A 2,833-nucleotide genomic window follows, 5' to 3' on the forward strand; every position below is an offset into this window, starting at 1 on the left:
CCCCTCATCTCCCCCTACTCCCCACTGCCTACTCCCTACTCTCCAGCATGATAGGAACTGCGAACCAGAGGCCCAGAACGAACATGGTTGAATCCCATTTCCCATGCTAATCTGCCAAGCCGATCGAATTCCTCTGGAGTCCAATATTTTTGGACTGGCAAATGTTCTAGAGAAGGACGCATATACTGCCCGATAGTCAAGCGATCGCATCCCACAGCCCTTAAATGAGCCATTGCTTCAATAACTTCATCAACTGTTTCTCCGTGTCCCAGCATCAAACCTGATTTGGTGGGAATTGTCGAATCGATTTCTTTAACCGTAGCCAGCACCAAGAGGGAGCGATCGTACTTGGCTCCCCGGCGCACTGGGCCAGTTAACCTTTGCACTGTCTCGATATTGTGATTAAAACAAGCTGGTTTGGCTTTGACAATCATCGCTATCCGCTGGCGTTGACCTGACTCCCCAACACCAGCACCACCCCAAAAATCTGGGGTCAGCACTTCAATTTGAGTTTCTGGATTCAATTGGCGGATAGTCGCGATCGTCTTTACAAAGTGCCCTGCACCCTGATCGGGCAAGTCATCACGCGCTACAGAAGTCAGCACTACATAACGCAATCCCAAAAGCTGCACCGCCTGGGCGACCTTTTCAGGTTCCTCTAAATCAAGAGGCATTGGTGCATGACCTTTATCTACTTGACAGAAAGCACAAGAGCGCGTGCATGTAGGCCCCATTAGCAAAAAAGTCGCAGTTTTTTGGGCATAGCACTCCCCCCGATTGGGACAGCGACCCTCTTCGCAAATCGTGTGGATTTGGCGCTGCTTAATAATGCGTTGTACCGTAGAGATTTCACTGGCTTTCCCAATCGGGCGACGTAACCAGCTAGGCATTGCCATAATTTCAGACTTTAGTTCGGCTCGTTGTGACGAAATCATAGACATCCAAGCAAGATGCGGATATAGATGTAGTGGTCTGTTGATTAAATATCACAATGACACAAATTTAAAAGAGCGCAAGCAAAAGTTTTGCAAAACACCTCTAACAATGTCATTTATACCGAAATATACTATCCCCCAATTGCTAGAAATTATGTATATAGTGGGAGGATTCTCAAGGACAATCGGCAAAGCCGCTATTTACACTTATAGTTTCTGTTAGAGCAAACAGTCGTGGCAAGCAACAAGATTTTAGTTATCGATGACACTACAGTTGTCAGGGTAAAAGTACGAGAAATGTTGCCTCCGGGCAATTTTGAGGTACTAGAAGCAAAAGACGGTGTGGAAGGACTAAATTTCATTCTTCAGGAAAAACTCAGCCTGATTATGTTGGATTTCCTGTTACCTAAAATGAGTGGCTGGGAGGTTTTCCAGAAAGTTCAAGCCGATCCAGAGTTAAGGAAAATTCCTTTAGTGATCATGTCTGGTCGCAAGGAAGAGGTAACTGAGAAAATCACAGAACCATTTGAATATTTTGAATTTTTGGGCAAGCCTTTTGATCAGAAACAACTAATCGGCGCGATTAAGTTAGCTATGGCTAAGGCGAAACAGCCACGCCCAGAACTAGTCGCAGTAGGAGCAGGAGTGACCGTCAAAAATGGCACATCATCAACCTCTAGTGTTGCCAATAGTACGGTAGTAGCCCCTAGCGTCGTAATTCCTAGCGTCGCAACCCCCAGTACTGGAGGAGTCTCTGAGGCAGAAATTAATGCATTGAATGAGAAAATTGTCAAAATGCAAGCAGAAATTGATGGTTTGAAGAAACAGCTAACTCAGGTTGTGACTTTTATTAAACAAAAAATCAAGTAGTATTTGTGCTCGTTATTATTATCGCAGCCAAAAATACACCATCTATATTGGTGTCCGATTAAAAGCGGATAAAAATAGTTAGTTCAAAAACACTTATGTTGATAAATCATCATTATTTAGTGAGGTACAGCTTTACCTTAGCCCGGTAAAGCTGTGTTTTCTCTTCTTTCTTCATAAGTTCAAAGAGGGGTTGTGGTTGAGGTTTTGATATGTACTTAAATTGATGAGGAAACATTACAGTTCAAGATTCAGATATTTAGTAAAAATATATTAAAAGTCATATTTTCTAATACAAATTAAACAAAAAAAATCCTATTTCATGATGAGGATAGTTTTTACGCGGAAATAATAAGCCATAGAAACAATAATTATGAACATAGTCCGCAATGTTAGTAATATTGGATACATTATATGCGTTTCCTGGCTATCGCATTACTGCACAAATCTACTCAGGCAGTAAAACCCTAGTTTATCGGGGTAGTAAGGCGTGTCATCAATTGAGCCAAATGACAGAAGCAGCCAGATAAATTGCACCCATAAAGTTTGCAGCGCGTTTGTCATAGCGCGTAGCGATGTCTACGACGGGCTGCGCCTACGCTCGATACTGCTTGGAGTTTGGCAAAGAAGTTTTCAATTAAATGACAGGCTTTGTACAATTCTTTATCGTAGTCACAAAGGATAGTACGGTTGCGCTTGGGGGGAATCACTGCGGTTTTGCCCTGTGTCTGAAGTCGCTCAATCATTCGCTCATCTGCATCATAATTCTGATACAAAAAAATATATTATTTATAAGTAACAAACATTAATTACAGGATAACAAAATCAAGAGGTTTAAATAAAGCCGATGATAATTGTTTGAAAAAAGTCAACTTACTAAAACACGACATATTATCCAGTGCGTAAATCATATTTAGGTCACTCTAGTGGTGTATAAATCCATATAAACGTTTTCAAACTTAACTAATGTTGTTGGATATTTAACAAAAAACATTAACCGTAATTATATGTAAATATATTTTTTATAAAGC

Annotated in this window: 2 protein-coding genes and 1 pseudogene; 1 reads left to right on the plus strand and 2 read right to left on the minus strand. The window is 41.2% G+C overall.

Annotation, left to right across the window (positions count from 1 at the left end):
- Window positions 1–35: 35 nt before the first annotated feature.
- A complete protein-coding gene (gene lipA / locus IQ229_RS22325) occupies window positions 36–935 on the minus strand; it encodes a lipoyl synthase (protein ID WP_194047497.1) in 900 nt (299 codons plus the stop codon).
- 234 nt (window positions 936–1,169) lie between these two features.
- Here lipA and IQ229_RS22330 point away from each other — a divergent pair, with 234 nt between their 5' ends.
- Window positions 1,170–1,805, plus strand: a complete 636-nt coding sequence (locus IQ229_RS22330; RefSeq protein ID WP_194047495.1) for a response regulator — start codon at window positions 1,170–1,172, stop codon at window positions 1,803–1,805.
- 493 nt (window positions 1,806–2,298) lie between these two features.
- Here IQ229_RS22330 and IQ229_RS22335 read toward each other — a convergent pair.
- Window positions 2,299–2,566: pseudogene (locus IQ229_RS22335) on the minus strand (IS5/IS1182 family transposase); the annotation flags it as partial.
- Window positions 2,567–2,833: the final 267 nt, after the last annotated feature.

Source organism: Nostoc cf. edaphicum LEGE 07299, from assembly GCF_015207245.1.
In the GTDB taxonomy this organism is placed as follows: domain Bacteria; phylum Cyanobacteriota; class Cyanobacteriia; order Cyanobacteriales; family Nostocaceae; genus Nostoc; species Nostoc edaphicum_B.

Coding starts and splice junctions, on each gene's coding strand:
- lipA (WP_194047497.1), bottom strand. CDS start 935: ATGATTTCGTCACAACGAGCCGAACTAAAGTCTGAAATTATGGCAATG.